General features: G+C 51.1%; 21 protein-coding genes and 2 pseudogenes. 12 read left to right on the top strand and 11 right to left on the bottom strand.

Translation table 11 applies throughout. From position 1 onward, the window contains the following. Positions 1-112: 112 nt before the first annotated feature. The 6 genes from J2T14_RS23425 to J2T14_RS23400 all read right to left on the bottom strand — a co-directional run bounded on the left by J2T14_RS23425 (position 113) and on the right by J2T14_RS23400 (position 6,088). On the bottom strand, positions 113-562 hold the full coding sequence (locus J2T14_RS23425) for a HEAT repeat domain-containing protein (protein ID WP_307474676.1): 450 nt from the start codon (positions 560-562) through the stop codon (positions 113-115). A 513-nt stretch (positions 563-1,075) separates the two neighbouring features. Beyond that, on the bottom strand, positions 1,076-1,945 hold the full coding sequence (locus J2T14_RS23420) for an AraC family transcriptional regulator (RefSeq protein WP_307474675.1): 870 nt from the start codon (positions 1,943-1,945) through the stop codon (positions 1,076-1,078). Between the two features lie 85 nt (positions 1,946-2,030). After that, positions 2,031-4,154 carry a serine hydrolase gene (locus tag J2T14_RS23415; RefSeq protein WP_307474674.1) on the bottom strand — a complete coding sequence of 708 codons (2,124 nt, stop codon included), beginning with the start codon at positions 4,152-4,154 and terminating at the stop codon, positions 2,031-2,033. Between the two features lie 84 nt (positions 4,155-4,238). Then, positions 4,239-4,541 carry a putative quinol monooxygenase gene (locus J2T14_RS23410; RefSeq protein ID WP_307474673.1) on the bottom strand — a complete coding sequence of 101 codons (303 nt, stop codon included), beginning with the start codon at positions 4,539-4,541 and terminating at the stop codon, positions 4,239-4,241. Beyond that, positions 4,534-5,535: a helix-turn-helix transcriptional regulator gene (locus J2T14_RS23405; protein WP_307474672.1), complete on the bottom strand. Its 1,002-nt coding sequence runs from the start codon at positions 5,533-5,535 to the stop codon at positions 4,534-4,536. The genes J2T14_RS23410 and J2T14_RS23405 overlap by 8 nt, the downstream gene beginning before the upstream one ends. A gap of 55 nt (positions 5,536-5,590) precedes the next feature. Next, entirely contained in the window at positions 5,591-6,088 is a 498-nt protein-coding gene (locus J2T14_RS23400; RefSeq protein ID WP_307474671.1) for a DinB family protein, read from the bottom strand. A gap of 275 nt (positions 6,089-6,363) precedes the next feature. Here J2T14_RS23400 and J2T14_RS23395 point away from each other — a divergent pair, with 275 nt between their 5' ends. Beyond that, positions 6,364-6,894 carry an SRPBCC family protein gene (locus J2T14_RS23395; RefSeq protein WP_307474670.1) on the top strand — a complete coding sequence of 177 codons (531 nt, stop codon included), beginning with the start codon at positions 6,364-6,366 and terminating at the stop codon, positions 6,892-6,894. Between the two features lie 81 nt (positions 6,895-6,975). Here J2T14_RS23395 and J2T14_RS23390 read toward each other — a convergent pair whose 3' ends face one another. Continuing rightward, a complete protein-coding gene (locus J2T14_RS23390; protein ID WP_307474669.1) occupies positions 6,976-7,209 on the bottom strand; it encodes a helix-turn-helix domain-containing protein in 234 nt (77 codons plus the stop codon). A gap of 86 nt (positions 7,210-7,295) precedes the next feature. Then, a complete protein-coding gene (locus J2T14_RS23385) occupies positions 7,296-7,736 on the bottom strand; it encodes an Lrp/AsnC family transcriptional regulator (RefSeq protein WP_307474668.1) in 441 nt (146 codons plus the stop codon). Between the two features lie 151 nt (positions 7,737-7,887). On the opposite strand from J2T14_RS23385, the gene J2T14_RS23380 reads away from it, so the two are divergent. After that, on the top strand, positions 7,888-8,547 hold the full coding sequence (locus tag J2T14_RS23380) for a YitT family protein (protein ID WP_307474667.1): 660 nt from the start codon (positions 7,888-7,890) through the stop codon (positions 8,545-8,547). Positions 8,548-8,583: 36 nt separating this feature from the next. On the opposite strand, the pseudogene J2T14_RS23375 reads toward J2T14_RS23380, so the two are convergent. Both J2T14_RS23375 and J2T14_RS23370 read right to left on the bottom strand, forming a co-directional pair. After that, positions 8,584-9,615: pseudogene (locus J2T14_RS23375) on the bottom strand (aldose epimerase family protein); the annotation flags it as partial. Positions 9,616-9,702: 87 nt separating this feature from the next. Next, positions 9,703-10,422 (bottom strand): annotated as a pseudogene (locus J2T14_RS23370) (ThuA domain-containing protein); the annotation flags it as partial. A gap of 109 nt (positions 10,423-10,531) precedes the next feature. Here J2T14_RS23370 and J2T14_RS23365 point away from each other — a divergent pair. The 10 genes from J2T14_RS23365 to J2T14_RS23320 all read left to right on the top strand — a co-directional run bounded on the left by J2T14_RS23365 (position 10,532) and on the right by J2T14_RS23320 (position 22,967). Continuing rightward, complete coding sequence (locus J2T14_RS23365; RefSeq protein ID WP_307474665.1) at positions 10,532-12,193, top strand: GMC oxidoreductase; 1,662 nt, start codon at positions 10,532-10,534, stop codon at positions 12,191-12,193. Positions 12,194-12,286: 93 nt separating this feature from the next. After that, positions 12,287-13,855 carry a spore germination protein gene (locus J2T14_RS23360; RefSeq protein WP_307474662.1) on the top strand — a complete coding sequence of 523 codons (1,569 nt, stop codon included), beginning with the start codon at positions 12,287-12,289 and terminating at the stop codon, positions 13,853-13,855. 42 nt (positions 13,856-13,897) lie between these two features. Then, on the top strand, positions 13,898-15,070 hold the full coding sequence (locus J2T14_RS23355) for a Ger(x)C family spore germination protein (protein ID WP_307474660.1): 1,173 nt from the start codon (positions 13,898-13,900) through the stop codon (positions 15,068-15,070). Positions 15,071-15,092: 22 nt separating this feature from the next. Then, positions 15,093-15,347, top strand: coding sequence for a hypothetical protein (locus tag J2T14_RS23350; protein WP_307205862.1), 255 nt, complete (start codon positions 15,093-15,095; stop codon positions 15,345-15,347). Positions 15,348-15,372: 25 nt separating this feature from the next. Continuing rightward, entirely contained in the window at positions 15,373-16,479 is a 1,107-nt protein-coding gene (locus J2T14_RS23345) for a GerAB/ArcD/ProY family transporter (RefSeq protein WP_307474658.1), read from the top strand. A gap of 88 nt (positions 16,480-16,567) precedes the next feature. Then, positions 16,568-17,227, top strand: a complete 660-nt coding sequence (locus tag J2T14_RS23340; RefSeq protein ID WP_307474656.1) for a hypothetical protein — start codon at positions 16,568-16,570, stop codon at positions 17,225-17,227. Next, complete coding sequence (locus J2T14_RS23335) at positions 17,220-18,947, top strand: GMC family oxidoreductase N-terminal domain-containing protein (RefSeq protein WP_307474654.1); 1,728 nt, start codon at positions 17,220-17,222, stop codon at positions 18,945-18,947. Before J2T14_RS23340 ends, J2T14_RS23335 begins: the two co-directional genes overlap by 8 nt. A 200-nt stretch (positions 18,948-19,147) precedes the next feature. Then, entirely contained in the window at positions 19,148-20,677 is a 1,530-nt protein-coding gene (locus J2T14_RS23330) for a spore germination protein (protein ID WP_307474652.1), read from the top strand. Further along, a complete protein-coding gene (locus J2T14_RS23325; RefSeq protein WP_307474650.1) occupies positions 20,674-21,849 on the top strand; it encodes a Ger(x)C family spore germination protein in 1,176 nt (391 codons plus the stop codon). Before J2T14_RS23330 ends, J2T14_RS23325 begins: the two co-directional genes overlap by 4 nt. Before the next feature lie 23 nt (positions 21,850-21,872). Then, entirely contained in the window at positions 21,873-22,967 is a 1,095-nt protein-coding gene (locus tag J2T14_RS23320) for a GerAB/ArcD/ProY family transporter (RefSeq protein WP_307474648.1), read from the top strand. Positions 22,968-23,006: 39 nt separating this feature from the next. Here J2T14_RS23320 and J2T14_RS23315 read toward each other — a convergent pair whose 3' ends face one another. Continuing rightward, positions 23,007-23,960 carry an ABC transporter substrate-binding protein gene (locus J2T14_RS23315; protein WP_307474646.1) on the bottom strand — a complete coding sequence of 318 codons (954 nt, stop codon included), beginning with the start codon at positions 23,958-23,960 and terminating at the stop codon, positions 23,007-23,009. Positions 23,961-23,971: the final 11 nt, after the last annotated feature.

Below are 23,971 nucleotides of genomic sequence, written 5' to 3'. Positions count from 1 at the left end.
TAGATGTCTTTTCATTTCTATAGCCCTGCTGGACAAATCGATTTAACACAAAGGGAGCGCGGACATCGTCCGTGCTCCCTTTTGCACATATTCGCTATGCACTGGACCGCCGCTATTTCCTAGCCGGCGCTTCCCAAATCCCTTGCAGCCAGGAATCGAACTCCTCGCCTTTGTCGCCTTCGTATGTATCGTAAATATCCGAACGCATCTTCTGCAGCTTTTCCTTAAACTGTTCGAAGGTATGCCCCTCCGGAAGACTTTTCTTGATGCGCAGCAAAATTTTGTTAAGCCCCTTAAAGAGCTCGCCCTTGTTCTTCGCTGGCATTTGCACATTTTCACCCAATTGCTTGAGCTTGCGGTATGCCGCCTCGCGCACCTGGAATACTTGATCGCCGGCCATGACATGATGCAACAGCTTAATGGTTGCGTCTGTATCCCATTGACCGAGTTCGTTCACGGCGTTCAAACGGTCTCTCCAGCTTGCCGTCCGATTGACCGCTTTCTTAAGCTCCTCGAAATTGTCCGGCAGCTCATTCACAGCATCAATGTTATTGTTGTTCAACGTTTAATCTCCTTAATCATCGCCATATTGGCAAAATGATGAATTTCATACTTGCGGCTTCTATTATAGCATGAACCTAACCAGCCTACCCGTATACCCTTAGTCCGGACAACAATTATTTTGTAATAACAAAGCGAGCTTCGGCTATGACGCTTAAATTGTAGCAAGCACAGCGAAGGGGCTGTCCCCAAAGCAATAGCTTAGGGACAGCCCCTTTTGCGCGAATGCAGCTAACCTTTGGCTGCTATGTTGGATATTCGCGGTAACTTTGAGCGTTTAACGGCATTTTGCGTGCAAGACAGAGGTCTATGTTGCGAATATCCAATATGACTCTCGATATGGCGCGAAACAACCTAAAGTTGCTGCAATGATCCAGTATAGCCACTTCGCACATTCCACGTCATGAACGACCCCTTCTTCCTCCGGTAAAAACAAAAGCAACCATTTCTTGAAGCACCAATCGAGCAATCTATGCTGCGACCTTCACTTTTTGAGACAGCCTCATCCTGCGGTTTATTTCTTGGTAACGGGAATCCAAATTTCACTGCGGTATTTCGGCAAGCTTGTGTCCTTGCTTTCATTCCACAACATCTCGGGACCCTCGCTGAGCTCATAGCCCGACATGGCGAACCACTCCGAGTAAATTCTCCCCCATACATTCTGCAGCGTGTCCGGGAATGGCCCGATTGCGGTAAAGACTGCCCATGTCGAGGCAGGCACGGACAGCGTATGCCACTTGCCGGAATGAGATGCGCTCGCAGCCACGCCGATCATATGATCGAGCTCCGTGTTCTCCGACCTGCCTTCCGTAAAGTTAAAGGAAGCGCTCAGAAACCCCATTGGTTCCACGTCCGACATCTGTCTCAGCTCTTGGATATCGGCCTCCGTGAGGGTCTGCGCCATGGCGGCAATCTCGGGATTAACGCCATGATAAATCAAAGGAACCCTTTTCTTAAGCCCGATAATCCAAAATTCGCTTTTTTCCACGATACGATAGTCCATTTCGTCTCCTCCTTGGATGGTGAGTTGGAAGGTCATAGGAGGGACGGCTTTGAGAGGAACGCCGCTGCTTCTCGCTTCCCTTGGGGTGACGCCATGCATCGTTTGAAACGCTCTTGCGAATGAATCAGGCGAATCATATCCGTACTTCATCGCAAGATCGATAATCTTGATGTCGCTCTGGCCCAATTCCAATGCGGCCAGCGCTAATCGCCTGCGACGGATATATTCGCTAATAGACATTCCGCACAAAGACGAGAACAATCTTCGAAAATGATATTCCGAGCAGCAGGCAATCTGTGCCGCCCTTTGAAAATCGATTTCCTCCGCCAAATGATTCTCGATATACCGCATGGCTAGATTCAACTGCTTTAATGGCTCCATCCCCTACGACCTCCCTTCACATCCATCTTAACAGCGGCGAAACGCGACTACCCGACATCGCGGGTATCGATTGTGCAGGGTGATCTTAAGAAGCCCGCGGCAAGAGAGCCGTGTTCGCGCTTCCCGGAGCGCTCTGCGAGAGCGCGGCAACCATCTGATCCGTCGGCTGCGTCAGCAGGGCGAAGAGAATAGCCGCCAGTTCCTGCTTGTTCAATATGTTCTTGGAACCGAAATCGGCTGCTCCGTCCGCATTCCGCTGAACCTCCGGCCCATGGATGCCAAGAGCGATCATCATCTGAACGGCTGGGATCGCCCATGCGTCGGTCTTGCCTGCAAGCTTCACATTCTCGAATAGCTGCGGCGAATACTGAAGGCTATACATGCGCCACAAGATAGCGGCTGCTTCTTGACGCGAAATAACGCGTTCAGGCTGGAATTTGCCAGTTCCCGTTCCTTTCACCATGCCGAGCTCGTAAGCCGTCTGGATGAAAGATGCCGAAGGATGCCCGTCCAAGTCGCTGAAAGCAAGTTCGGTCGTTTCACTGCCCTTCAAATTGCTCGATTCCAAAATAAATTGCACGTATTCCCCCCTTGTTACCTGCTGTTCAGGCTGGAAAGCCACGCTCGCGTCATTCGAATAATAACCAAGCGATTGAAGTGCTAATATTTGTTCCGCATAGGCGTGTTCGCCAGTCACATCGGCGAAGCCGGCAGGCGTTACGCCCTTGCTTGCGTAGCCGAGCGGGTTAATATAAGGCTCTTTCATATAGAGAACGTTTCCGTTCTCATCCAGCTTGAACGCGGTGAACTGATTCGTTAGCCCATCCACGAACAAGTTGGCATCCACTTGCTTCAACTGGCGAGGTCCGATAAAAGCGTCGGCAATCGTCAATCCCGCTTCACCCGTCTTCAAACCCGATACGAAGCTCTTGATTCGAAGATCCGAATAGTAGCCGGTGAACTTGCTCAGCTCATCGCTTGATGACGGCTTATATTCAGCAAGCTGAGCCGGAGCCGCATATTGCGGGAAGAAGGTCTGGATGAACTGCGGATAGAACAGGTTGCGGAGCACGCCTTGTTGGTTGTACGTCAAGAACACGCCGGTATTCTGCTCTGGAATCAGGAATAAATAAGAGCTGAAGTCGGTCAGATCGCCGGCTTTCGTAATGATCTTGGAGCTGCTTCCCGCACCTGGAATCTGGAACGGCGCTTCAAAGCCGTAAGTCGTATCCGGCATAAGCGGATGAATGGAAGAACGGTACACTTCCATCTGATCTACCGTCTTCTCCGCGAGTACTCGGCTCGTTTCGCCTGCCCCGCCACTCAGGAAGGCGATCATGAATTTGCCGATATCCTCGGCAGTCGAAAGCATGCCGCCATGCGGCATAACGGTCGGCGTAAGCGCATATGTCTCAACTTTCTGACCTGCCGCATCGTAGCCGGCAGCCAGTTGTTCCTTCAGCGAACCTTCAAGCTTGAACCCGCTGTTTTTCATGCCTAGCGGCTCGAAAACATTTTGCTTCATATAAGTCTCGAACGGTACGCCGCTTGCTTTCTCCACGGCTAGTCCGAGCAATAGAGAGGCGAAATTATCATACATATAGGAGCTGCCTGGTTTCCGGACAACCGGAGGCAAATTGGCTTGTACATAATCTTCAATGGAGACATTTTTGTCGAAATCAAAATGAAAATCTTCCGGATTCGGGTCCTGAATCTCGAATCCCGTCGTGTGCGTCAACAGATGCTCGATCGTAACGGGGATATTGAACGGATTAACAAGCTTCAAGTTCGGTACAACCTTCAGAACATCGTCCGTTAAGTTAAGCTTGCCTTGTTCGATAAGCTGCATGGCGGCCACGGCCGTAAACGTCTTCGATACGGAAGCGATACGGAAGACGGTAGAAGCCGGGTCTACCGCCTTGCCGGATTCTTTATCGGCAACGCCATAACCCTTCTGCGCGATGACCTTGCCATCTTTTACGACAACGACCGATGCGCCCGTGTAATGAGGCTTGGCCGCTTCCGACGCGAAGAACGCATCAAGAAAGGCAGCAGCGCTTTCCGCGTTCAGTTCTTTGCTTTGTCCGTTGCCTTCCGCACCCGATGCCGCGCCATAGACGGTTGTAGTCATCAGACATACGATCAACAATGCGGCAGCAAATGATTTGATCCATAGAGCGGTTCCAGGCATGTACGAAATCTTGTTCATTACTTCACTATCCCTCCCAAGTTTTAGGTGCCACGGTTAATACGCACCCAATTATTGGGAGGTTTCGCTTTTTGGAGGAAAATACTATAAACCTTTGCCGCCGATTGGACGCACGGGAACAGCGCTTGCTCCAGCAATCAAAGGCCGGCAGCGCTGAATGAGAGCCATTACCTTCTCGTTCTTCAACGATGCGGCATGCGCTTCGGCGCTTTCCCATAGTTCCATGATCCACAGTACGTCAGGATCGTCTACCGCCTCGTTCAAAATATAGAAAACACAACCCTCCATGCCCTGCAGCGTTTCGGAGGACTCCAGCATCGCCTTCGACAGCTCGTCTCGCTTGCCCGGCTGCGCCTTCAATTGACCGAACATCGTGAATTTACTCATGTTCATCTCCCTTTCTACGTTCAAGATCAGCTAACATCGCTTCATAATGCGCCGTTATTCCCGCCCCCGCTTCCGCCATTCTGCGAACGAGCAGCTCGGATTCTATCGTAAGTGCCGTACTGTACGGCATTAGAAAATAAGGCACATAAGTCAATAATGTCGAACGCTCCAACCGAAATACGGCCAGCTCCGGCTCTCGCTCAGTCAGCGCATGCCCGAACAGCCAATGCCGGCACAATTCGTTCAGCACCTGTTCCTGTCCGCCGATCCGCACGATCTCATACTCTGCCGTCCCATCGGAACCCGGAAGCAAGTTCCCGAGGAGAAATTGTTTAGCGGAAAAGCCCTGCGGGCGCCTGAATCTGTTCTCCGTCTCACGCAACCGGACAATACGATCCACGCGGAAGCTTCGCAGCTCCCCCCGATAACCGCAATGGCCGACCGCATACCAGCTCCCTTTCCAATAAACAATACCGTAAGGGTCGAACAGGCGCGAAGGAGACGCCTCCCCTTTGCCCCGGTCGTATTCCATCTCCAACGTTCGCCCCTGTCCGGTCGCTTCTTCCAGTAGCTGAAGAAAGGAGCGATACTTGCCATCGATAGGCGGATAGATGACTGACAAGCCTTCGCCATGCCGCTCGAGCTCGTCCAGCTGCTTCTCGTTCGCGTAGCGTTTCAGCTTATCCATCGCGCGGGTCAGCGCCTCCGAATGCGGATATCCGGCTTCCCTCGCGAACACGGAAGCGTGCAGCAGCCCCTTCTGTTCGTCCGCGTCGAAGACGAGCGGAGAATCGACGAACCGGCTCAGAATGCGGTATCCCCCATTCGGTCCCGAATCGGCGACGATCGGCACACCGCTCGCGCATAGCGAGTCCATGCAGCGATAGACGGTACGTACGTGAAGCTCCAGCTCCTCTGCCAGCTGCTTGGCGGTCATCCGCTTGCCCGAACGAAGCATCCAGAGAATCGATAACATATTGTCCGCTTTCGTCATGATCCAAACCTTCTTCCTTATATTCGGCGCGGCCTGGAATCGCTTATCACTTCCATCAAGCCAAAGGCGTCATGCCCCTCTCGACCCAACCTTCGTAGGTCGGTCCGTAGATATCCGGCGGAAGCAATCCAGCCTGCCTCATGAGTACCGTCATCTGCCCCCGGTGATGGGCTTGATGCATAACGGAATACCGCAAGGAATCCCCATTTCGATATTCCTCGCCCATGATCGCGATCGTATCGCCAAGACGGTCATCGCTCCATTGCGCCTTCATCGCCCGAAGCAGTGCCGCGTTAATCCGGCGGTATTCGCTTGCGATCTGCTCCGCCGATTCCGGCGTGGAGGCGCCTAATTCTACCCCTTCGAACTCCAGGCCAAGCGAGGACACATAATGGACTGAAGTGACCAAATGCCAAGCCAAGTCTCCCAACGTTCGGCGACCAGAGACAACTGCCTGCCGCAAGGACATATCGGTTAATGCGCTTAGCACCCGATCGGTCAATTCCGCCTCTTTCTCCCAATCCGCTACGAAATCCTCTATTGTAGTAAACATACCCATTCCTCCCGGATCGTTTTGAATTCGCCTTCCAGTGAATTATAACGCTCGATCCTTGACAGAAGCGGTCAGTCATTATAGACGGCAATAAATTTATTTTACTCGAATCGGAAGTCACAGGTCTTCCCTGATTTCCGACTGCCGCATATCGAGATTTAATATTCCTTGACAGGAATATTCCGTATGGGGTATATTAATTTTAAGCTAAGACAATGTGCGCTGGTGATGGGATATAGGATTAATTAAATATACATTTGGAGGAATGACTGAACATGACGGAAAGCCAAGCGACGAACGCCAATCAAGCGAACACGGAGGAAGGCAAGCTCATTATTACCCGTACGTTCAACGCACCGAGGGAGCTAGTATTTAAAGTATGGACGGAATCCGAGCACTTGAAGCACTGGTGGGGACCGACAGGCATGGATCTTGAAGTTAAGAAGCTTGATCTGCGTCCGGGCGGCATATTCCACTATAGCATGACCTCTCCTGAAGGCGATCAAATGTGGGGCAAGTTCATCTATCAGGAAATCGTTGCACCTGAGAAACTCGTATTCATCAACGCCTTCGCCGATGCAGAGGGCAACACGATACGTCCTCCGTTTAGCTCGGAATTCCCGCTTGAAATCTTGAATATCGTAACGTTCATCGAACATGACGGCCAAACGACCCTCACGCTTCAGGGCGGTCCTCAACACGCAACCCCTGAGGAGCACGCATTCTACAGAGGGATGTTCGAATCGATGCAGCAGGGCTTCGGAGGCACGTTCGACCAACTGGACGAGTATTTGGCGAAAATCTAACCTATCCGATTTTGAAAATAAGAAGGTCGTCACAGTCACCGATAAGGCGGGCTTGTTACGACCTTTTGTCTTTTGATGGCGTTATGTTTTTATTCCGGTCATGTCTATCGCGGTTAATTCGTACAGTTCATTCACCGTGCATCCCACTGTATCGGCAACCGAAATAGCCACCGCTAAAGGCATCATCCTCTTATTTTCTATATAATCGAATATCCGCTCCCGTTTATATTGCAGGGCTTTCATGAGTTCTTCTACGGTTATGCCGTATTCGACTAATCTCTCTTGCAGCAAGCAACGGCCAAGTTCAAATTTCATATCAAATACCCCCATGCATATATCGTTCAACAACATCCTAACCATTTCATTAAATATTAATCCTATTCTCCCCAGGTAGGCAGCGTTCAAGCATCATGGGGGAGAACAAGCCGATTCCATACAGGAGACGACAGGATGACCGACGTATTGACGTTGCCGTATGGCATAAGCCGCTCCACGAGCAAAGTCAGCGCATCCATCCCCGTAACGGCCGCCTTCATCACATAGCTAACTGTACCCGTTACGCGATGGCACTCCAATATCGCCTCATCGTTCACAATCCGTTTCTCGAATTCGATCGGCGATACCTTCAGCTCGCTCATCTGAATGATAAGCTGAATCGATCTTCCGACGGCGACGGGCGATACCTGAGCACGGAAGCCGGCTATGATGCCCTTCTCCTGTAAACGCAATAGACGTTCCGAGATGCTCGGGCGGCTAAGCGCCAACCGTTTGGAAAGCTCGCTTACCGTCATCCGTCCATCCTCCTGCAGCAATCGAAGCATCATCCGATCTAGTCGATCCATCGCTGCGCCCCCCTTCGTTTTGCATATTTTATGAGGGCAATTTGTTCATTGTTACATAAACTCACACGATTTCGATTCAGTTTCTTATATAACGGAATATGGCCGCGCAGTATCCTTATAATAACAATCAGCAGCGGGCGGTGCATCCTGGATGAGACCAACAACGGTTACCAAAATGAAGGCGCGGCGAACAAAATGGCTTCCTATTGCAATCGGTTGTTTTCTAACGGCCGCGGGCTTGATTATGCTTAAGCATGCTCAGGTCGTAACAGGCGGGACGGCCGGGCTCTCCTTGAGCCTGGCTCATATTTTTCATTTGAAATTTCACTATTTGCTGCTCATGATCAATGCTCCGTTCCTGGTGTTCTCCTATGCGGTGATGGGTCGCGCATTCACTCTGCGCACGATAATCGCCATTGCGCTACTCTCCCTTTTGACCTCGGCATACCCTCTCATTCCATACCCTCCCGTACCTCCCTTGATCGGCGCAACCGCAGGAGGCATCCTGATCGGAACCGGCGTATGCCTTTTATTCCAATACGGAGCTTCACTAGGCGGGTCCAATATCCTCGCGCTCTACCTCGGCAGGAGATACCGGATCAATCCGGGCAAGACCAACTTCCTCTTTGATTGCTTCGTACTGCTTATCAGCCTATCTGCCTACTCCCTCACGAGCATTGTACTCTCCGCGATATCCATTGCCGTGACCTCTGCCATAATCGCCATTTATAAGAAGACAAATAGCGAACACCGTCACAAGGACCTGCGTTCGCTAAAGGCCGTATTACACAACAAACGATCTGATCGATAACTCAAGTTGAAGCTATTTGCTGCTCATGCTTTCCTTTCAGGAATGCACTCCTCTAAATTTGTAAACGGTCGCATGCCTGTATAATTGACCCGGGACCAGCACGGTGGAAGGAAACTGAGGCTGATTCGGCGAGTCGGGGTAATGCTGCGTTTCCAAAGTCAAACCGGCGTATGGCTCATAGGCGATGCCCTCTTTCTCTGTATCGCTCCCTCCCAGCCGGTTACCCGTGTAAAATTGAATGGCGGGCTGCGTGGTATACACCTCCATCAATCGACCGGAAACCGGATCATGGACGCTGGCGGCAAAACCTCCGGAATGCGCGCCGTGATTAATGACGTAATTGAAATCGTAGCCCCCAGCCAGCCGCATTTGCGGATCGTCCGAACGAATTCGGGCTCCGACCGGCGTCGGCTCCCGAAAGTCGAGCGGCGTTCCGCCGACGCTTTGCACCTGCCCCGTAGGGATGAGCCCTTGCGTTACCGGAGTGAATCGGTCCGAGTGGATTCTGACGATATGGCCGAGAATATTCCCTTTGCCTGCGCCCGATAAATTATAGTAATTATGCTGAGTAAGGTTCACCACCGTTTTTTTATCGGTCGTTGCGGCATAATCGATTCTCAGATCATTGCCGTCCGTAAGCGTATAGACGACGGTTGCATCGACGTTACCGGGAAAACCCTCCTCCCCGTCTTTGCTTAGATAGCGCAGGGAAAGTCCGACAGCGCCGTTGCTCCATACTTCCTCGGCATGCCAGACGCGTTTATCGAACCCCCTCCTGCCGCCGTGCAGCGTATTCGGGCCGTCGTTGACGGACAACCGGAAGGTAACGCCATCCAGCGTGAACTGCCCGCCTGCGATCCGATTCGCGTAGCGCCCGATTAACGCTCCGAAATAGTTTTTATTGCCGGTTCTCCAATAGTCCTCCATTGACGGATAACCGAGAACGACATCCTCCAGCTTGCCGTTTCGGTCCGGCACCGTAAGGCTTGTCATAATGCCACCGTAAGTCATAATGGCCGCCTGCATGCCGTTCTTGTTGGACAAGACGTATTGATAAACATCTTGCCCTTCGGCCGTTTGGCCAACATATTGCTTGGTTATGCCGCCGCTGCGCAGCGCTTTATTTTGCCAGCCCGCGGCCGCTCCAGCGTGGATGATCGGCTCCAGCGGCGCCGTATTTCCGTACACCGGCTCCGGTCCATGGGGACTTGCTGCCCACCGTACGCCATTGGCAATGACCCGTAATACATGTTTGTTGTAGTAAGTAGGATATACTTGGTCCCCCGGACGGAAATAAAAGATTTTACCGAGCCCGCGTGAATACGTACATCCGCTGCGGAATACTTCCCCGCCCTGGAACCAGCTTATAAATATGAGCTCTTCGGGTGCAGGGATATCAAAAAACTCGCCGTACATTTCCTCGATCGGCAGCTCGAAGAATTCGCCTAACCCTTCCGTGATCGGATGCGAGGGATCGACCACCCACAACCGCTCCCGTTCGGCATCCGACCTCCATTTCAAATCGCATGTCGTTCCCATCAGCTTCTTGAATATTTTCGAGCGGTGTCCGGAATGAAGAACGATAAGTCCCATGCCGGAAAGCACTCTATTATAGATGCGCTCGACGATCTCGTCGGATACTTGCTCGTGAGCGAGATGCCCCCACCAAATCAATACGTCGGTATTTTGCAGTATTTCCTGCGACAAACCATGGTCCGGCTGATCGAATGTCGCTATACGGATCTCAAAATCGTTCGTTCCGATTCCAACAGCAATCGCCGCGTGGATTCCATGCGGATAAATGGCCGCGACCTTCGCTTCCGTTCTTTCATGAATAAACTCGTTCCATATCGTCACTCTGATCCTTCTTGCCAATTCCGATCCCCTCCTTTCTCGATGTATATGTCTCGCCCGCAGCAAACAATCGCGTTATTTGCACAAAGCCATCGCATATATTTTCTATATAGAAAGGAAGGGATACCATTTGAAACTTTATGTTGCGCGTTCGGGAGATACGCTACTGAAAATCTCCCGTCGATTTCAGATCGAGCCGGAACTATTGATGTCGGCCAATCCGCATATCTTGAATCCTTTTATGGTTATCGCAGGCCAGAGCGTGAACATGGATACGCAATTCACGCCGGCAAAGAACCAAAGAGTCGTCGCCCCTTTTTGCCCGCCTGTGCCGGAGTCCGAGTTTCTTCATACCTGGATTCCTCTAACAGATGCCGAGAAGATGGCCGAAACCGAATACGATGTGCTGATTGTCGGCTCGGGCGCGGGGGGTGGCGCAGCGCTTTGGCGGTTATGCGAGCAATGGGGAGATAATGGCAAACGGATCGGAATCGTAGAGAAAGGACCTATGTTCCTGCCGACACACGTCGCAAATATAGCGACTATCGACGGGGACAGCTTCAGATTGTACGCGCCTCCGGAAATAACCGATTTGATCGGGAACAGGCTCCCGGAATATCCCGGCATGAAGCTGATTTATGCTTTAGGCGGGCGAACGCTATTATGGGGGGCCGTCTCTCCCCGCGTTCCGGAATATATGAGGATAGGCTGGCCTGTTTCCAATGAAGAGATGGAGCTCTATTATAATATCGCCGAAGAGGTAATGAACGTGACGACATCGTATACGAAGGATTCGTCCATTACCCGCATTCTCCTCGAACGGCTACGGCAAAACGGTTTTTACAACGCGGACCATATTCCCGTAGCGACCGATCTGGATCAAACCCGTTACGGGAGGCTGAATTCCAACGTCTTTTTCAGTTCGATTCTTCTGCTTGCGAGAGCGTTAAGCCGGCGCCCCTTCGACCTTGCCGTCAATACCTATGCCGCACAAGTGGTTACGGAAGGCGGCAGGGCAACCGGGGTTCGGGTAATCACGCCCGATAGAAAGTCTCACATCATCCGGGCGAAGACGGTCATCGTGTCGGCAAGCGCTCTGCAAACCCCGCGTATATTGCTTAATTCCGGCATCCCGGGCAATGCGATCGGCCATTTTCTCACGAACCATTCCTACTTGGTCGCCACGGCAAGCGTAAACACCGAAGGCTTTCCGGAGCCGCTCGGCGCGCTCGGGATTGTCGTTCCAGCGCTTCCGAATCGTCCATATCGGCTGCAGCTCCAAGGACCGGAAAAGTTTTTCAACTACAGTTATGATAAAAAGCCGATTAAAGATGAATGGAAAATCAGCTTTTACGGCGCTTCGGGCAGAGTGGAATCCCGTTATGAGAACAGGGTGTATATCGATCCAAGCAGGGTCGATGCATACGGAATGCCGGAATTGCAGGTCGACTTCTCCTACAGCGAGAAAGACGAGGCCGTTATTCAAGAGATGTATACGTATATCCAGCAGGCTTCCTCGGCGATGCAATTGCGCCTGGAATTGGTGGACGGCGTGCCGGCTATTTGCCTAATGCCTCCAGGAGCGGACAATCATGATTTCGGAACATGCCGGATGGGCGATGATCCGCTTACTTCGGCAACGAATCGATATGGGCAAATTCACGGGGTAGAAGGTCTTTACGTCGCCGACAACAGCGTGCTCCCTTCAACCGGCGCCGCAAATCCGACATTGACAACCATAGCAATGGCAATCCGTACGGCGGATCATATCGCATATGGCCAATCGGATTAAAGGCCTCTCTTACACTATAGGAAAAACTGCATAACTATGGATAAAAAGCCACATACTAATGCCAAATCGAACCAGGCAAGGGGGTGACATTCCATGTGTCCGGATACTATGGGCGGTACGACTCCGAGCAGCGAATCAACGCAAGCGGCGGCCCAGCCGCAGTTAAGCGGAAACCAAGCGAGCAACGGCAATCCACAGCGGCCGATATCCGATCGGCTGGAGGCTAATCTCAGCCAGCTTGAACAGATCTTTGCCAAAAACTCGGACATCGTATTCCGGCACTGGAGTTACGGCCCCGATCTGCGGCATACGGCTTGCTCCGTCTACTATGAAACGCTGATGCAAGGCGAGATTATCAATTACATGAAATCTTCCCTGCAGGACCTCGTCACTCACGAGGTCGGACCGGGTATTACCATTACGCCGGAGCATGTTCGATCTTTTTTTGAGCATGACGGGGTCTCTGAGAAGAAAGCCGAGCTGCTGGAAGACTTGGATCAAGCGGTGGATCAAATTACGGCAGGCAATATCGTCATTTTTTTCAATCAATGGAATAAAGCTTTGACCTATAGATCGCTAACCATAGAATCGCGGCCGATTTCGGAGCCTGCCAACGAATCCGTTGTTCAGGGCCCCCGTGAAAGCACCGTTGAGAACCTGCAAAAAAATATCGGGCTTCTTCGCGTGCGCCTGAATACGCCGAAATTCAAAACGGTGTCGCTAACCGGGGGCGGCGAAACCAGGACGCGCGTCATTTACGGCTATGTGGAAGGCGCCGCAGACCCTGAGATGCTGAAGGACTTCGAGAAAAGAATCACAAAAATCAGCGAGACGGAAATTTTGGAAACCTCCTATATCGAGCAATTGATCGAGGATTCCACGTGGTCTCCTTTTCCTCAGCACCGATATACGGAACGCCCGGACACGGCGGTTGCCGCCCTGCTGGACGGCAAGATTGTGATCCTTGTGCAGGGTACGGGAAGCATACTGTTATGCCCGGGATTGTTTACGGAGTTTTTCCAATCCAGCGAGGATTACTATCAAAGAACCATTTACTCAAGCATGATCCGCTTCCTTCGAATGATTGCTTTTGCATTGGCATTGACGCTGCCCAGCATCTATATTGCCTTATCGACCTTCCATACCGAGCTGATTCCGACAGTGTTGCTGCTTGCGGTCATCGATACGAGGGAAGGCATACCGCTGCCGGCTTTCTTCGAAGCGCTTGTTATGGAGTTTTTCTTTGAACTGCTGCGGGAAGCCGGCGTCCGGCTGCCAAAGGCTATAGGAGCCACGGTCAGCATCGTCGGGGCTCTCGTCGTCGGCGAAGCGGCGATCAATGCCGGCATCGCGTCGCCGATCATGGTTATTATCGTAGCGTTGACAGGCATCGCTTCCTTTACGATTCCTCAATACAACATCGCTATCGCGTTGCGGATATTACGATTTCCGCTCATGGTCTCCGCTTCGGTAATGGGGGGATTCGGCATTATGATCGTTTTTTTGCTCATTTTGCTTCATCTTTGCAAGCTTCGTTCACTTGGACAACCTTATTTGACCCCTCTCGCTCCGTTACGGATGAAAGAGTTTCGGGATGTCCTCGTAAGAGCTCCTTTAAAAACGTTGCTTAAACATCCCCGCAAGCATACGCCTAAAGGCTAAACAGCAACTTGCAACCAATATGAACCAAGAAAGAATGAGCTTATGATGATGAAAAAAAGCATGATTGTTACAATATTGTGCGCCTTTCTGATCATCCTTCCCGGCTGCTGGAACAAAAGAGAGCTGGATCAATCCGGGTTTGCGATGGCTATTGCGATCGACCAAGGAAAAAACAAGCAGATCGAATTGACAACGCAAATGTACCGCCCGACCGCCGGACAAAAAGGCGGCGGCGGCGGCGGCCCCTCGGCGGAGACCGCGAACCTGCTGATTAAGACATCGGACGATTCTATATTCGAAGCGATCCGAGATATCCCCATTCATTTGGGAAGAAAGGCCAGCTGGAGCCATATGCGCGTTATTCTGATCGGCGAGAAGCTGGCAAGGTCGACCGACATCGGCAAGCTGATCGACTTTTTTTACCGGGATCATGAGCCGAGGCATACGATATCCATCATGATTGCCAAAGGGCGCGCGGATAAAATATTGGAAGTAAAGCCGGCTATCGAGCAGACGATCGGCCAACAGCTTTTGTTGACCAAACAGGTTACGTACCAAAGCGCCGCCAAGTCGATGGATACCACGCTGCTCAAATTTGCGCTGCAGATGAACAGCCCGCATAACGATTCGTCAATCACCTATATTTATAAGGACAAAAAAGAAAAGGATGAATTAAATGCGGCCGGTCTGGCCCTTATCAAAAAAGGGAAGATGATAAACATCCTGCCTCCCAAAAAAGTGGAGGGGCTTTTGATGCTGCGAGACGAGTTTAAATTCGGAGTTATCGAGATCCCCTGCCCGGACAAAGCGCAAACAGAATCGATCGAAGTGGTTAGCTTGAGTACAAAGATAAAGACTAAGCTGGCGGGGGACAAGGTGCACATACTCGTTAAAACCTCCGTGGAGGGGATCATCGCGGAATTGAAGTGTACGGACATCAAAACAAGAAAGGATGAAGAGGCGTTCGCCCGCAAAGCGGAAGAGGAGATAAAGAAACAAATGCTGTCGACCATCCGTTTCCTTCAAAAGAATAAAACGGATATTATCGGTATCGGAAATACAATTGCAAGATGGCATCCCAAGCAATGGAAAGGAATAAAGGAGAACTGGGATAGCCAATTTGCCGAAGCCCCCTTCGATATTCAAGTCGAACTACAGCTCTTAACGACAGGCACGACGATCGGAAAACCGGCTGTATCGGGAGAAGGCAAATAGCGAAGTTTCAGGAGGGATGCATGTGATAGAGCGCATAATTATATTGCTGCTTGCATACGGCTCTATTTCTCTTTACGACAGGTCTCATTTGAAAAGCGTGTCGAACAAGGCGGAAAAGGCTGTTTATATCGTTCTCATGCTCGCCTCGCTATATCTCGCTATCGACTACGCCCTGGCGTCTCCATTCGATTTCCCCGGGCTTTACGATACGATCGATCTCGTATTCACGGACTTGGCCCGGTTGATCGATAAATGGCTGACTGCGCCCAAACAATGACTTTACAGCAGCGGAGGTAATGCGTGTGGACAAACCGGAAACGATTAGCGCCCAGCAGCTGGGCGTGCTATTCTTCACCTTTATGACCGGATCGTCGATCATAAATATTCCTGCCCCGCTCATCGGCAAAGCGGATAACGGCGCCATACTGTCCCTTCTTATCTCCGGGGCAATGGGCATGGCGCTGCTAGGCTGCATGCTCTATCTGCACGCGCGTTTTCCCGCTATGAGCTTTGTGGAATACAGCCGCAAACTGATCGGAGTATGGCCGACCATCATTATTTCCGTGCTTCCTCTTTCTTTTATGATGCATATGCTGACGGCGATCGTTCTGGATATAGGCCTGTTCATGAGAAGCTCTATGCTTAGGGAAACGCCGATCTACGCTTTCACTTCTTTGATCTATATGGTTTCAGCCCTGACCGTTCGCGCAGGTCTTGAGGTCATGGCCAGGATGTTTACGATCATCATGATTCTGGTCGTCTTATTCGTCTCCTCCGTTCTGCTGTTGGCCATGGAAGATTACAATCCCGGATTTCTCGTTCCGGTCATGCCTGAGGGCATACAACCGGTGCTCAATGGCGCTTTTTTCACGTTCGGTTTTCCATACGCCGAGGTCTTTCTGTTCGCGATGCTCTTTCATTTCGTTCGCAAACAATCAAATAAACAAGCAAACAGCGGGCTGAACCGCCATATGTTCTTATCGTTGCTTATGAATATACTCACCCTGTGCATCTCCACCGCCTGCACGATCATGTTATTCGGACCGCTCGCCGGGATTAAAAAGTATTCGTTGTACGAGCTTGCCCGTACGGTCGAGGTTCAGGAAATCATAACCAGAATCGAGTCCGTTATCGGGATGTCGCTCATAGCCGGCTCCTATATGAAAACGACAATTACGCTGTACGTACTGTGCCTATACGTGACGCATCTGTTTAAGCTGAAGGATTATCGAACGATCGTGATGCCGATCACGCTAATCGCTTTCCTGAATACGCTGGTCGGCTTTGAATCCGATATGCAATGGGTTGAAATCGTTTCGATCGTACATCCGTTATGGGATACATTTGCTTTTGCCGTCCCTCTTCTACTCTTAACGGTCATCGCCGCGTTTCGAAAACATACAAACTAGGGCAAGCATGACGTCCCTGTCTGCCGCATATTCACCGATTCTCCCGAATAGATCATACTATGCGGCTCACTAAGGAGGAGAATCCAACATGCATCCCGCAAAATCATATGCCTTGTCAGCCAGTCCCCATACGATCGCGACTTTCCGCGCGCTTGTCGAAGCGATCGTTCCGAATACGCCGGAGCTGGCGCCGTTCGGAGCGGAGCAAACGATAGGCGCGTCGGAGCTGGGCGTTCAGGATTACATGATTTGGGAATTGGATCATACTCTTGCGCTATTTTTCGGCATGGAGTTGACTAATTTCCCTCTCTCCGCCCCTACCGCAGGCATGCTTAATTCGGGCGCTGTTCAGCTTGTCGCTTCGGGACATGCACAGCATGTTCCAAACGAATCGCTTTGGGAAACCAGTCCTTATTCCGCAATTGCGCCGCCTGATCGAATACGAGTGCTTGCCATGCTGGAAGAGCTCATAGTCGATCTTGGAGCGCTGCCTCCCCCTTACCGGGACGACGGCGGATTCGTCAAATTCATTGTGGATTATCTGGTCAGGGGTACCATGTTCGGACACTATTCGGAATGGTCGGCTTACGGAACGACCCGGCTCGACACTCCGACGGAACGAAGATTGGAACATTTCCCGATCGGTTGGCGTCAGGCGGGGTATCCGGGCGTCTCGTTAGGGTATCGCGCGCTTATGGGATTTCCTTTAACCATAGTGCGTAAAGGAGGAGAATCGACCATTGTATGATGCGGACGTCATCGTAATCGGCTCTGGCGGGGGCGGGGCAGTCATCGCCAAGGAACTGGGGGAAAAAGGACTCAAAGTATTGGTCCTTGAAGCAGGACCCTTCTACGGAAACAAGAAATGGCAAAATCCGAACAGCGAGCGCGGCGGAGAGTGGAGCTCCAGTTATAACGATCTGGACGTAGACCTTTATAAAAAAACCTATAACTCGTATGAGAACAACATGAACGATGTCGTATCGGGAGCGTTTCGCTTTGGACCGGCCGACCGCCGCCGCGACCCGTGGCATCGGGTTATGAAGCAAAAAGGCGATATTTGGCAGGTTTCCGGAGTCGGAGGAACGACGCAGCATTATTGGTCGCAATCCCCGCGCGCTTTCCCTTCGGCGGTTGACGGGATATGGCCGATCAGCTACCGCGAGCTGATTCCTTATTACGAGAAAGCCGAAGCCACCCTGCCCGTTCAATTCTCGCCGACGACTCCAAAGGAAGAGCTATTCTATTACGGCGCCAAAAAGGCCGGATGGACGCTGATTCCGACGCTTAACGTCGACACGCCCGGCTATCGTCCGAATCCCAATGCCATTCTTCGCGCGAACGAGCATCTGATGGACCCCAATTACTCGATGGAGCAGCTCAGCCATATGGAAGGCTGCACGCTTAGAGGGCATTGCGTGAACGGCTGCACCACCGGTCCCACAATGGACAAAATCGCTAAACGAGGCACGCTCGTCAGTTATATTCCGCTCGCTCTCAAGACCGGAAACGTCTCGATCCGGCCCAACTCCTTCACCATCAAAATATTGACCGAGCATGATCCGAAGGAAGGGCTTCGCGCAACCGGCGTGCAATTCAGGGATACTTGGACGGGAGAAATAGGCGAACTCAAGGCAAGAACGGTCGTCATGGCAGCCGGCTGCATCGAATCGCCGCGTTTGTGGCTGAACTCGGCGCTGCCCTATAATGCCTGGGTAGGCAGAGGACTGACCAATCATTACTTCGATTGGGTCGGAGGCGTTTTCGACGAGAAGGATTTGATGAGCATCATGGGAATGCCTGCCGTTTATCCTTATGTAGGGCATACGTCCGGCGCCAGAGTCGACATTCCGGGCATTGGAATCTTCCAGGTTTCCTGCCTCAGTCCCGGATTAATGTCCTTCTTGACCTACGGCTTTAGCGGAGCCGGATTCGATGCCTTCAATCCGCCCGAGCCCGGAGAGCCATGGGATATGAGAGGCAGAGTCGTAGGTCCGGAGTTGAAAGAATTAATGATGAACTATAGCCGGACGATGACGATGCTGCTTCTTACCGACGACGAGGTGCAGTTCAGCAATAGAGTCGAAGTCGACCCGCTGCTGAAGGACGAGAACGGTCCGATCCCGATCATCCATTATAAACCTAGCCCCAAAACGCTGCAAAGGCGCGATCAGTTGGCCAGATATGCCTGCGAGACCTTGCAGGCTGCCGGAGCCAAAAAAATTATCCGATCGGATCTGCCGACCGGCTTCCTGCTTCATCTGGAAAGCACCATGCGAATGGGATTTGTAGTCGATACGAACTGCGAAGCCTATCAAGTAGGGCGTCTGTTTATCGCCGATAACAGCGTGCATTTCAACGGAATCGGCGGACCCAATCCTACGCTTACCACGCAAGCGCTGGCAACGCGCACCGCCGAAAAGCTTGCCGGCAAATATTTCGATCAACCCGCCGAAATCGTGAAATAGAGGACAGCCCCCGACAACGCTACGATGAACAAAAAGGCGACAGCTTTTCCAAACGTCTTCATCCTATCCATCCTCCCTTTCGCTCCTATTTATTCCATATCCTTAATATGCTCGCCTCCTGGCGAGCATATTCCTTTTTATGAATAATCAGGAAAATTCCCGGGCAAATTATGCGATAAACAACCTAGGAGAACCTTCATATGATAAGAATCAAAGCTAGTCCGAAACGAATCGATAAACGCGTTACGGATCTCGTCCATATCGCCGAAGAACCGCTGTCCGACAATCTCGACGACAATGAGAAGGTGCTTCAGCAAATTTTCTCCAATTGCAACGACTTAATCATACGAAAACTGACTCTGTACAAATCAACCCGCTGCATAGCTGCTTACCTCGATGTGTTGGTCGACGAATCGCTGTGGAACAACGGTTTGCTCAATCCATTAGTGAAGCAAGAATTGGAAGATTTCGATAATCAAGGCGAGCTATTCGAGCAATTAAAATATCGACTGGCTTCTTTCGTAACGCCTCAGGTCATAAACAACCGCAAAGAAGCCGTTCAACGCATCGTCAGCGGAGATGTCGTTTTATTCATTGAATCATCTAATGCAGCGCTTTCCTTCAGCATTAAAGATCAATTGCAGCGCCAACTGGAAGAGCCAAGCTCAGAGGCCGTTATTCGAGGACCTCGAATCGGGTTTATCGAGAAGCTCGATGTCAATATGGCCTTGATCCGCCAACGGATCCGCACGCCTCAGCTGAAATTCGAAAAGGTCATCTTAGGCGCTGCTTCCCGTACCGACATTGCGATTGTCTATTTTGAAGGCAAGACACCTCAGAAGGTCGTTGAAGAGGTAAGGCAGCGCGTTTCCAAAATCGAAATGGACAGCATCCTGGAGTCCGGTTATATAGAAGAATCGATCAGCGATCATCCCTACTCGCCGTTCCCTGTCATGCAGACGACCCAGAGGCCCGATGTGGTATCGGCGGCCCTTATCGAGGGGAAAGCAGCGGTGCTTGTCGACGGTTCTCCGATTGCGCTGGTCATGCCGATCACGTATTGGTACGGCTTTCAGACGGTCGAGGATTATTATATGAACTTCATTTTCGCTTCGTTTCTGCGGTGGCTAAGATTTTTATTTGCCTTTATGGCGTTGACTCTGCCATCCATCTACGTGGCGGTAACGACTTTCCATTCGGAAATGATCCCGACCGGCCTTGCACTCAGCCTTGCGGCTGCGAGGGAAGTCGTTCCGTTTCCGGCGATGGTGGAAACCTTGATCATGGAGATTACGTTCGATGCGCTCCGCGAGGCGGGAGTTCGTCTGCCTCGTCCGGTAGGACAAACGATCAGCATCGTAGGCGCGCTAGTCATTGGACAAGCTGCGGTTCAGGCAGGCATCATATCCGCCCCAATCATTATTATCGTTTCCTTGACGGGAATCGCATCGTTCCTTATCCCCCACCCGGAGATGAACCAAGCCGTCAGCATGCTGCGCTTTCCAATGGTCGTTTGCGCCGGCACTTTCGGCCTGTACGGTGTCAGCGCGGCCGTGATCGCGATCTTGATCCATTTGACCAACCTGAATTCTTTCGGTGTTCCTTACTTGTCGCCGCTCGCTCCGCTGAACCCCTCTGAATTATGGGATGTATTGATCAGAGCTCCATGGAAGATCATGCACAAACGGCAGCGACGTATTCGACCGAAAATGGAGTTGGAAGAAAAATGAATCTCCGACGAATTTCCTTTAGTTGGCTGACGGTTTTCCTTATGCTCGCGCTGCTTACGGGATGCTGGGATCGAACCGAGATGGATGAACTTGCGTTTGTCATGGCTAGCGGCATTGATCTCGCGGATGACGGGCAGGTCGAGGTCACACTGCAAATCGCGCTTCCAACCGGAATTCCAAGCTCCTTGACGACGGGAGGGAAGGCCAAGAAACCAGTCCTGGTTGTATCGGCTAAGGGGAAGGACGGAATGGAGGCTTTGGGCAAGCTGCAGCAGCAATTATCCAGGCGAATCAATCTAGGTCACCGGGGGGTATTCGTATTCGGCGAAAAATATGCCCGCAACGGCATCGTTGAGGCTGTGGATACGCTTTTGCGCTCGTCGGAAAGCCGGTTCAATAGTTTTATCTTGACCTCATCCGGAACGACGGCCAAAGAAATTTTAAACTCTCCCTATCAGTTGGAGTCCATTCCGTCTATTGGCATAAGTAATATGCAAGATAATGACTTCAGCTTCTCGGTTAAAACCGATAAATTTATTGAGATGTCTGCTTCCTTGGAGGTTAGCGCCGTTACCGGAGCCATACGGACGATTAATAAGAAAACCGACAGCGAAACTTTCATGATCGATAAGTCGGCGGTGTACCGCAAAAATAAACTTGTCGGCTTTTTATCCGGGAAGGAATTGAAAGCATTCCGCTTGTTTAAAGGGAATTTCAACGGTATGCGATTCACTGTCCAAATGGAGCCTCCGAAAGAAAGCTACAAAGGAACCGTGGCCATACAGTTGTTGCAGGCGAAGACGAAAATACGCACTCGCATCCGTAATGGAATGCCTGAAATAGCGGTCGCATTGAAAGCGACGGCACAAATCATGGCTAACGATACACCCACGGATTTTAACAAAGAAACCAATCTCCATTCCCTCGAAAAGAAGTTTTCGGAAGAAATGCAAAAAGAGATGACGTCCATGATCTCGCGAACGCAAAATAAATTTAAAGCGGATATTGTTGGTTTTGGAAGGGAAATCCATATCGAGCATCCTTACTTTTGGAAAAAGGCAAAGTCCGTGTGGGCAGACCTCTATACAAAGGTTCCCGTTAGTGTAAAGGTTGATATTACAATCGAACGGATCGGCAGAACGCAAGCCCATCCGAATGTGCAAGCGAAATAATGAACGGGTGAGGATGGTTTGGGATGAAAATAACCGGCATACAAGTTTTTTGGATGATCGCCATCATGGATATTGGCATGACTTTAATCATGACGCTTACGCCGAGCTTGCAAGCCGCCAAACAGGATGTTTGGATTTCCATTCTGGTTTCCGGATGCATTACGCTGCTGGTTACTTTGATTACGACGAAGACTGCGCTGCTTTATCCGGGCCAGAATTTAATCCAATTCAGCCAGACGATATTGGGCAAGTGGCTTGGCAAAGCCGTTGTCATCATCTATTTTGTCCAGTGGTATACCATCCTCCCGATCGTTCTTCGCCAATTTACCGACGTCATTCACATCATGATCCTGCCGGCTACGCCGAAAGCGGCGGTTATGATCATCATGATTATTTTAATCGTCTATGTAACGAATTCGGCAGGAATCGTATCCATCGCCCGCACGACCGAAATTCTGGGGCCGCTCATTATATTGATGATCCTGGTTACCTTGATTTCAAGCATCAACAATGTGGACTTGCGTTACCTGTTGCCGGTCTTTGCGGACAGCGGGCTAACCGGCATTATAAATGGAGCGATCCCCCCCGCCTCCTATCTCGGGCATTCCGTCGAATACCTAATGCTTGCATCGTTTCTCTACCAGCCGAAGAAAGGGGCGCCTTATGCCTATTGGGCAATCATTACGGCTGTCTTTTTCGTGCTTATCTCTATGACGATGGCCACCGTAACGCTCGGCCCAAGCCTCGCGCCCAAAATGTGGTATCCTTTTTTCGAGATGTCCCGAAAAATATCTCTCTTCGGTTTTATCGAGAACTTCGATCCGCTTGTGATCGTGATCTGGGTAGCCAGCGTCTTCGTTAAACTAGCGATCTACTTATTTATTACCAGCTACGGCACAGCCCAATTTCTGAATATCAAAAACTGGAGAACCCTGACCTGGTTTATTGCTCCCGTGGTCTTGCTATTTGCATTGATCCCTAAAAACGTTACGGAAGCGACCGCCAACTACTTGCTCCACTATTGGGTCCCTTTCGTGCTGCCCGTTAACATGATCGGCTTGCCTTTGCTTTTGCTAATCGTCGGAAAGGCGAGATTGAGCAGCACTCAGGCAAAGTGAAAGCGAGTGCGGCCGGTTCAGGCTGCAATTCCTCTTCCGTTATCTAGTAAATAGCTTCTCTGCGTCTTCCAAGGCCATGGCGTGGCCGATAGAGGAGTAATCCAGCCATTTTTGCCCATCAAGCACATACACGCGGTTGTTTTTCACGGCTTTCAGGTTTTGCCAGACCGGATTATTCTCCAGCTCATCGAAGTTGGCTTTAGCCTCGTTGCCCTTGCTGATAATTACGAAGATGGCATCCGCATCGAAATCGGGAAGCACCTCCTGCGAGATGACCGCATACGGCTCGTCCGTGATTTTCTCCACTCCGTTAGCCGGTTTCAGCTTCAAATCCTCGAACATGATCGGTCCGACCGGACGTTTCATTCCCATCACGCGCAGCTCTTTGGCGGTCATTCGAATGGCCATTACCTTTGCTTCCGCGCCAAGCTCTTCATGAATCAATGCGCTTGTCTGTTCCGCCTTGGCTTCATAGCCCGTAATAAACGTTTCCGCCTCGGCTTGCTTGCCCACCTGCTCGGCAATTCTTCTCAAATGATCCCGCCATGTTCCTTCGTCCATGTCGATGCTGACCACCGGTGCGATTTTCTCGAATTTAGCAACGTCGTCTCCCGTTAGTACTTCATCGAGATAGATAACGTCAGGCTTCGATGCCAATACGGCTTCCATATCCGGATCGGCTGCGACGCCGTATTTTGCCACCCCTTCCAGACGATCCTTCACGTGAGGCAGAAAATCTTTTACATCGCCGCCAATAACCGAGCCGATCGGTTTCATGCCCAGCGCCAGAAGATTATTGGTAATATGAATCGAAAGCGATGCGATCTTTGCATTCGAATCCTGCTTCGCCGGCTCAAGCGATGGCGATGGTGCAGCCTCTTCCGTGCTGCCGGCGTTTCCCCCTGAGTTCGTCCCCGAATTAGTCACTTCTCCACATGCAGACAACAATCCTACCAGTAATACTACCGCCAACAAGAACAACCATTTCTTCAACTTCATTCATC

It is taken from the genome of Paenibacillus harenae (assembly GCF_030812415.1).
GTDB classification, from domain to species: Bacteria; Bacillota; Bacilli; order Paenibacillales; family Paenibacillaceae; genus Pristimantibacillus; species Pristimantibacillus harenae_A.
This window is presented reverse-complemented; position numbering and strand designations above follow the sequence as displayed.

What these genes read in the sequence shown, in the direction of transcription:
- J2T14_RS23420 (WP_307474675.1), bottom strand. Translation starts at nt 1,945, where the DNA reads ATGGAGCCATTAAAGCAGTTGAATCTAGCCATGCGGTATATCGAGAAT.
- J2T14_RS23415 (WP_307474674.1), bottom strand. Translation starts at nt 4,154, where the DNA reads ATGAACAAGATTTCGTACATGCCTGGAACCGCTCTATGGATCAAATCA.
- J2T14_RS23410 (WP_307474673.1), bottom strand. Translation starts at nt 4,541, where the DNA reads ATGAGTAAATTCACGATGTTCGGTCAATTGAAGGCGCAGCCGGGCAAG.
- J2T14_RS23405 (WP_307474672.1), bottom strand. Translation starts at nt 5,535, where the DNA reads ATGACGAAAGCGGACAATATGTTATCGATTCTCTGGATGCTTCGTTCG.
- J2T14_RS23400 (WP_307474671.1), bottom strand. Translation starts at nt 6,088, where the DNA reads ATGTTTACTACAATAGAGGATTTCGTAGCGGATTGGGAGAAAGAGGCG.
- J2T14_RS23395 (WP_307474670.1), top strand. Translation starts at nt 6,364, where the DNA reads ATGACGGAAAGCCAAGCGACGAACGCCAATCAAGCGAACACGGAGGAA.
- J2T14_RS23390 (WP_307474669.1), bottom strand. Translation starts at nt 7,209, where the DNA reads ATGAAATTTGAACTTGGCCGTTGCTTGCTGCAAGAGAGATTAGTCGAA.
- J2T14_RS23385 (WP_307474668.1), bottom strand. Translation starts at nt 7,736, where the DNA reads ATGGATCGACTAGATCGGATGATGCTTCGATTGCTGCAGGAGGATGGA.
- J2T14_RS23380 (WP_307474667.1), top strand. Translation starts at nt 7,888, where the DNA reads ATGAGACCAACAACGGTTACCAAAATGAAGGCGCGGCGAACAAAATGG.
- J2T14_RS23360 (WP_307474662.1), top strand. Translation starts at nt 12,287, where the DNA reads ATGTGTCCGGATACTATGGGCGGTACGACTCCGAGCAGCGAATCAACG.
- J2T14_RS23355 (WP_307474660.1), top strand. Translation starts at nt 13,898, where the DNA reads ATGATGATGAAAAAAAGCATGATTGTTACAATATTGTGCGCCTTTCTG.
- J2T14_RS23340 (WP_307474656.1), top strand. Translation starts at nt 16,568, where the DNA reads ATGCATCCCGCAAAATCATATGCCTTGTCAGCCAGTCCCCATACGATC.
- J2T14_RS23330 (WP_307474652.1), top strand. Translation starts at nt 19,148, where the DNA reads ATGATAAGAATCAAAGCTAGTCCGAAACGAATCGATAAACGCGTTACG.
- J2T14_RS23325 (WP_307474650.1), top strand. Translation starts at nt 20,674, where the DNA reads ATGAATCTCCGACGAATTTCCTTTAGTTGGCTGACGGTTTTCCTTATG.
- J2T14_RS23320 (WP_307474648.1), top strand. Translation starts at nt 21,873, where the DNA reads ATGAAAATAACCGGCATACAAGTTTTTTGGATGATCGCCATCATGGAT.